We start from the raw sequence: 6,577 nt of genomic DNA, 5'->3' as shown, positions 1-6,577 counted from the left end.
ACTATCTGGACACTGTGCTCGCAGCTGGCCTGCAAAAACTCTCTGAAATTTAACAGGATGTTCACGCTCTCACCCTGTATACCCCTCTGGCTCCACTTGCCTCCGCCAACGTATCGCCTGCTGCTGAAGAGATATTTATTCTGTCCGTATTGGAATTTACAATGGCAGATGCCAAAGCGCTATTTGCTGCATCCACGCACTCGGCACCTGCGCCAGCGGTGCTTGTGTCAATATCTGCAGGTGCAACATCCAACCCTTGAGCACATACCTCAAAGGCCGTCTTTGCGGGACCAGCAGCGGCTATAACCTCCGAAAACTTCGCTCGAAGTGTATAAGTCTGATACGCCGGCAAGGCGATAGCGGCGAGGATGGCGACTATCGCAACGACGATCATCAATTCGATTAGCGTAAACCCTGACTGTCTTTTCATGTCAAATATCCTTTTTTCCATGGTTCCTGATAAGCGCCGGTGGAATGCTATCCACGTTGGTATCTTATCCGAGCGTTTCGGGTTGGCAACAGAGGCTGGGCCCTTGTTAACCACTTTTGTGTCATTTAGTGAAAGTTGTAGAAAAATCAAAGATTAAATGGTGTCTCTTGGCACTATTCAAGGTTGGGGAGGGCCCATCTTCACACTCCTTATGTCGTAGGATCCTGCATAAAGAAAAGGCGCCGATGGCGCCTTTTGCAAGTTTCGAGCCCTGTAATATTTCTGGCCCCAAAGAGTGGTGTTGACCCGCTCAGCCCTTGGCCGCGCCTTCCATAAAGCGCATCGAGAGATCCAGTGCCCGCACGTGTTTGGTCAGGGCGCCCACCGAGATGAAGTCGATCCCGGTCGCGGCGTATCCGGCAAGGGTATCGAGGGTGACGTTGCCGGAGACCTCCAGCTTGGCTCTGCCCTGATTGAGGCGAACGGCTTCCTGCATCATGGGGATGTCGAAGTTGTCCAGCATCACGATATCGGCCCGGGCTGCCAGCGCCTGCTCCAGCTCGGCCAGGGATTCGACCTCCACTTCCACCGGCTTGCCCGGATTGAGGTGGCGAGCCTCGGCAATGGCCTCCTGAATGCCGCCACAGGCGAGGATGTGGTTCTCCTTGATGAGATAGGCGTCATAGAGGCCGATGCGGTGGTTTTTGCCGCCGCCGCAGGTGACCGCATACTTCTGGGCGGTGCGAAGGCCGGGCAGGGTCTTGCGGGTGTCGAGCAACCGGCAGTCAGTTCCCTCCAGCTCGGCCACATAGCGGGCGGTCAGGGTGGCGACGCCGGAGAGGGTCTGCACGAAGTTCAGGGCGTTACGTTCGCCGGTCAGCAGCACGCGGGCGGGGCCATGGAGGCGGAACAGCTCCTGATTGGGGGCAAGGCGTTCACCATCTTGCACTTTCCACTCGACCTTCACTTCGCCACCGAGCTGGGCAAACACCTCGTCGACCCAGGGCTGGCCGCAGAAGACGCCCGCCTCGCGGGTAATGACTCGCGCCGTCGAGATGCGATCCGCCGGGATCAGCTGGGCCGTGATGTCGGCGCTGGCATCCGGTTGATCCAGTGCGGTGAGGGCATCGCCCAAGTCTTCGAGAAGTGCGGCGCGCACGGCGCGGCTGATGTCCTGTTGTAACATGCCTTATTCCTGCAAGGGTCTGAGAAGCAACTGCCTGTCTTTCTGGCGTAATTCCAGCCGGCCCAGGGCATTCATGCCCACCAGGATCTCGTCCCCGTCGGCTGCCGGATTGATAAAGACTGACAAATCGTACAGGGTCAGCGGACCCATCGCCAGACTTTCGATCCGGCTGGTTTCGACCTGGATCTCTCCGGCCGCCGTGTTGACCCGGCTGCGGCCGGTGGCGACGAGGCCGAGGCGGGAGGCCACCTGGCTCGGTATGGTCACCCTGGTCGCGCCCGTGTCCAGCAGCAGTTGCACCGGCTGGTCGTTGATGGCACCCTCCAGTCGATAATGGCCGCTGGCATCGGCCCTGAGCAGCAGATCGCCGCTGGCGGTCACCGACGGTTGTTCGCGACCGTGAAAGTAGAGGGTCAGCAGACCCAGCAGCGAGAGCCAGGCGAGCAGCCAGAGACGGCGTGCCATCGGGTGCATAGTGTGTCCCATATCGCGCGAGTGAATGGCTCAGCCTAACATAGCGTTATCCATGAATTCAGAGACTTGTTCCCAGTTTTCCCATCCCGCCAGAGGCACATCGCTTCCATTTGTGAGTCGAGCAGACGATGACACAACCCACAACCCTGTTTTCCATCGATCGTGAAGGATGGTGCGAGCAGGCCCGCAAGGTGCCTTCCCCCCATCACAATGAGAGGCTCAGCCCGGAGGATGTCTCCTTGTTGGTGATACACGGCATCAGCCTGCCCCCCGGGCAGTTTGGTGGCCCTTTTATCGACGATCTGTTTCTGGGGCGCCTCGATCCCGGTGCTCACCCCTATTTCGCCGGTATTCACCAACTGAGGGTCTCGGCCCACTGCCTGATCCGCCGCGATGGGGAACTGGTACAGTACGTGCCTTTTGGCGCCAGGGCATGGCATGCGGGAGTCTCGATCTGGGAGGGGAGGGAGGCATGCAACGATTTTTCCATCGGGATCGAACTGGAAGGGACCGACGAGCTTCCCTACAGCGACAAGCAATACGAGGTGCTGTCGGACCTCAGTCGGGCGATTGTTCACCGTTATCCCGCCATCACGGCGGACCGTATTGTCGGTCACTGCGACATCGCGCCGGGCCGCAAGACGGATCCGGGTGACAGTTTCGAATGGCCTCGCTATCGGGAAAAGCTTCACTTTGAGTGAAAAATCTAAAAATTATTTTGTGTTTTTAGAATCAATGGCTTGCCTTGTCTGGCAAGCCATTTTTCATGTTGTTGGCCAAATGTTATCGGTGAGCAAGCTGACAAATATTGGTCAGACCATTTTCTATGAGCTATATCATGATTCCGCGTTTTTACCCCCAAAGTGGCAACCGAGCTTCTTGATTCAGATCATCTTTTGGGTGGACTTTTTTCAAGCCCTCTGCTAATTTTCGCCCCAACCATAAAATTGGTAATACCAATTTAACAAAGTAGCCTCATGCCCTATATCAAGATAACTCAGCCCAAGCTGGCCGACGCCATCGTCGCCGAGCTGGAAAGCATGATTCTGGAAGGCAGCCTGCAGCCGGGCCAGAAGTTGCCGCCCGAGCGGGAACTCGCCATCCAGTTTCAGGTGTCGCGCCCTTCCTTGCGCGAAGCCATCCAGCGCCTGGAAGCGAGAGGACTCTTGTATCGTCGTCAGGGCGGTGGCACTTACGTACAAAATGCCCTGAGCAAGGGGATCGCCGACCCCCTGTTCGAACTGCTCAGCACTCACCCGGAAGCCCAGTACGACCTGCTGGAGTTTCGTCACGCGCTGGAAGGCATCTGTGCCTACTATGCGGCGCTGCGGGGCACCGAGGCTGATTTCGAACGGATTCGCCTGGCGCAAGCCGCCATCGAAGAAGCCGGTCAGCAAGGGTCGCTGGTGGTCGAATCGGCCGCCGTGACCCAGTTCTATCTGGCCGTGGCCGAGGCCTCCCACAACGTGGTGCTGCTGCACCTGTTGCGGGCCATGGGCCCCATGCTCGAGCAGAACATTTTACGCAATAACGAAATTTTGAATCGCCGTCCGGGAGTGGTCGCCAAGATCCGTCGCCATCGTGCGAGCCTGATCGAGGCTATCCTGTCGGGGGCTCCGGAGCGGGCCAGGGCTGCTTGTCATGAGCACCTGGCCTTTATCGAGGACACCTTGTTGGATATGCAGAGGGAAGACAGCCGGATCCAGCGATCCATGCGTCGGATCCGTCAGCAGGAAAACTAATCCCACAAGGCTTTCTTAATTGTCGAATGCTTGCGCCCTTCGCCGTGCAATGCCGTGCAATCACAACAACATAGGAACCAGCCATGTCTGATATCCTGAAGAACGATGTGGACCCGATAGAAACGCTGGAGTGGCTTGCCTCTCTGGAATCCCTGCTGCGTGAAGAGGGTCCGCAACGCGCTCAGTTCATCCTTGAACAGTTGGCCGAGAAAGCCCGCGCAAGCGGTGTGGACGTGGCTGCCAAGGCAAACCGCGACTACATCAACACCATTCCGTCCAGCGACGAGCCGGCTTACCCGGGCGACCTGGAAATGGAACGCCGCATTCGCGCCATCATCCGCTGGAACGCCATGATGATCGTGCTGCGCGCCTCCAAGAAAGACCTGGACCTGGGTGGTCACATGTCTTCCTTCGCTTCTTCCGCGACCATCTATGAAGTCTGCTACAACCACTTCTTCCGTGCCCGCAACGAGAAGGACGGTGGCGATCTGGTCTACTTCCAGGGTCACATCTCCCCGGGCATCTACGCCCGCGCATTCGCCGAAGGTCGCCTGACCGAAGAGCAGCTGGACAACTTCCGTCAGGAAGTGGATGGCAAAGGTATCCCTTCCTACCCGCACCCGAAACTGATGCCGGAATTCTGGCAGTTCCCGACCGTTTCCATGGGTCTGGGCCCCATCGCCGCCATCTATCAGGCGCGTTTCCTGAAGTACCTGACCGACCGTGGCATCAAGGATTGCTCCGAGCAGACCGTTTACGCCTTCCTGGGTGACGGCGAGATGGACGAGCCGGAAGCCAAGGGTGCCCTGACCGTTGCAGTGCGTGAAAAGCTCGACAACCTGGTGTTTGTGGTTAACTGCAACCTGCAGCGTCTGGATGGTCCGGTTGTCGGCAACGGCAAGGTCATCAACGAGCTGGAAGGCCTGTTCGCCGGCGCTGGCTGGGACGTGACCAAGGTCATCTGGGGTCGCAAGTGGGATGAGCTGCTGAAGAAAGATACTTCCGGCAAGCTGATCCAGCTGATGAACGAGACCGTGGATGGTGACTACCAGACCATGAAGTCCCGCGACGGTGCCTACGTGCGCGAGCACTTCTTCAACCGTTATCCGGAAACCGCCGCGCTGGTCAAAGACATGACCGACGAGGAGATCTTCGCCCTGAACCGCGGTGGTCACGATCCTCGCAAACTGTTCGCCGCCTTCTCCAAGGCTGCAGCGACCAAGGGCAAGCCGACCGTGATCCTGGCCAAGACCATCAAGGGTTACGGCATGGGTGAAGCGGCCGAAGGCAAGAACATCGCTCACCAGGTCAAGAAGATGGACCTGGGCTCCGTGCGTCACCTGCGCGATCGTTTCAACCTGCCGGTCACCGACGAGCAGCTGGAAAACCTGCCGTACCTGAAGATCGAAGAGGGTACCGAAGAGCACAAATACCTGCACGCCCGCCGTGCCGCGCTGAAGGGCTATGTACCGACCCGTCTGCGCGAGAGCACCACCAAGCTGGAAATCCCGGCGCTGGATGCTTTCGGTCCGCTGCTGGGTGAACAGGCGCGCGAAATCTCCACCACCATGGCGTTCGTGCGTTCCCTGAACGTGATGCTGAAAGACAAGTCCATCGGCAAGCGCATCGTCCCGATCCTGGCTGACGAAGCCCGTACCTTCGGTATGGAAGGCCTGTTCCGCCAGATCGGTATCTACAGCCCGCACGGTCAGCAGTACACCCCGCAAGACCGCGACATCGTCTCCTACTACAAGGAAGACAAGCAGGGTCAGGTTCTGCAAGACGGTATCAACGAGCTGGGCGCCATGTCCTCCTGGCTGGCTGCTGCGACCTCTTACAGCACCAACGACTGCCCGATGATCCCGTTCTACATCTACTACTCCATGTTCGGCTTCCAGCGGATCGGCGACATGGCGTGGGCAGCCGGTGACCAGCAAGCCCGTGGCTTCCTGCTGGGCGCGACCTCCGGTCGTACCACTCTCAACGGAGAGGGCTTGCAGCACGAAGATGGTCACAGCCACATCCTGGCCAACACCATCCCGAACTGCATCTCCTACGATCCGTCTTACGCCTATGAAGTGGCGGTGATCGTACAGGACGGCCTGCGCCGCATGTACGGTGAGAACCCGGAGAACGTGTTCTACTACATCACTACCCTGAACGAGAACTATGCCATGCCGGCCATGCCGGAAGGCGCCGAGGAAGGCATTCGCAAGGGTATCTACAAGCTGGAAACCGTGGCCGGCACCAAGGCCAAGGTACAGCTGCTGGGTTGTGGTTCCATCCTGGGTCACGTGCGCACCGCCGCCCAGATCCTGGCCAGCGAGTACGGCGTGGGTTCCGACGTGTTCAGCGTCACCTCCTTCAACGAACTGGCTCGTGACGGTCAGGACGCGGATCGCTGGAACATGCTGCACCCGACCGCCGAAGCGCGTGTGCCCTACATCGCTCAGGTACTGGGCAGCGAAGCCACCATCGCCGCGACCGACTACATGAAGTCCTTCGCCGATCAGGTGCGTGCCTTCGTTCCGACCGAGAACTACCGTGTACTGGGTACCGACGGTTACGGCCGCTCCGACAGCCGTGCCAACCTGCGTCGTCACTTCGAAGTGAACGAGTTCTACGTAGTGGTTGCTGCCCTGACCGAACTGGCCAAGCGCGGCGAGGTAGACAAGCAGGTTGTGGCCGAAGCCATCGCCAAGTACGGCATCGATGCCGACAAGGTCAACCCGCTGTACGCGTAAG

At 58.7% G+C, this 6,577-nt stretch carries 6 protein-coding genes; 3 read left to right on the top strand and 3 right to left on the bottom strand.

Annotation, left to right across the window (positions count from 1 at the left end; all coding sequences use genetic code 11):
• Positions 1-61 precede the first annotated feature (61 nt).
• The 3 genes from OKB81_RS04545 to OKB81_RS04535 form a co-directional block, all read right to left on the bottom strand.
• Entirely contained in the window at positions 62-430 is a 369-nt protein-coding gene (locus OKB81_RS04545; protein ID WP_160837329.1) for a prepilin-type N-terminal cleavage/methylation domain-containing protein, read from the bottom strand.
• 310 nt (positions 431-740) lie between these two features.
• Positions 741-1,616, bottom strand: a complete 876-nt coding sequence (gene nadC, locus OKB81_RS04540; protein WP_160837327.1) for a carboxylating nicotinate-nucleotide diphosphorylase — start codon at positions 1,614-1,616, stop codon at positions 741-743.
• A 3-nt stretch (positions 1,617-1,619) separates the two neighbouring features.
• A complete protein-coding gene (locus OKB81_RS04535; RefSeq protein WP_160837325.1) occupies positions 1,620-2,090 on the bottom strand; it encodes a retropepsin-like aspartic protease family protein in 471 nt (156 codons plus the stop codon).
• A 128-nt stretch (positions 2,091-2,218) separates the two neighbouring features.
• Here OKB81_RS04535 and ampD point away from each other — a divergent pair, with 128 nt between their 5' ends.
• The 3 genes from ampD to aceE all read left to right on the top strand — a co-directional run bounded on the left by ampD (position 2,219) and on the right by aceE (position 6,576).
• Positions 2,219-2,791: a 1,6-anhydro-N-acetylmuramyl-L-alanine amidase AmpD gene (gene ampD / locus OKB81_RS04530; RefSeq protein WP_053288099.1), complete on the top strand. Its 573-nt coding sequence runs from the start codon at positions 2,219-2,221 to the stop codon at positions 2,789-2,791.
• Between the two features lie 276 nt (positions 2,792-3,067).
• Positions 3,068-3,832, top strand: coding sequence for a pyruvate dehydrogenase complex transcriptional repressor PdhR (gene pdhR, locus OKB81_RS04525; RefSeq protein WP_010675815.1), 765 nt, complete (start codon positions 3,068-3,070; stop codon positions 3,830-3,832).
• A gap of 83 nt (positions 3,833-3,915) precedes the next feature.
• Complete coding sequence (gene aceE / locus OKB81_RS04520; RefSeq protein ID WP_104452205.1) at positions 3,916-6,576, top strand: pyruvate dehydrogenase (acetyl-transferring), homodimeric type; 2,661 nt, start codon at positions 3,916-3,918, stop codon at positions 6,574-6,576.
• Position 6,577 lies beyond the last annotated feature (1 nt).

The organism is Aeromonas sp. QDB56 (assembly GCF_027705505.1).
Classification (GTDB): domain Bacteria; phylum Pseudomonadota; class Gammaproteobacteria; order Enterobacterales; family Aeromonadaceae; genus Aeromonas; species Aeromonas caviae.
This window is presented reverse-complemented; position numbering and strand designations above follow the sequence as displayed.